General features: G+C 69.2%; 1 pseudogene. It reads left to right on the forward strand.

Features of this window, described 5'->3' with window-relative positions:
* Window positions 1-201 (forward strand): annotated as a pseudogene (locus tag CH42_RS16835) (PAC2 family protein); the annotation flags it as partial.

A 201-nucleotide genomic window follows, 5' to 3' on the forward strand; every position in this document is an offset into this window, starting at 1 on the left:
GCCGACGAGGAGATGTCGCGCTACATCCGCCGTCTCGAGGAGTCGCGGGACGAGGCGCTCGCCGCCGAGACGACGGGAGACGCGATCGCGCTGGAGTTCGAGAAGTTCCTCGAGCGCGATCGCCAGAATCCCGCCATCGCGGATCCTCCGCTCTCGAGTGCCGCCGGCGGAGACGACGGCTCCGCAGACGACGATGCAGAC

The sequence above is a fragment of the Leucobacter musarum subsp. musarum genome (assembly GCF_001273845.1).
GTDB classification, from domain to species: Bacteria; Actinomycetota; Actinomycetes; order Actinomycetales; family Microbacteriaceae; genus Leucobacter; species Leucobacter musarum.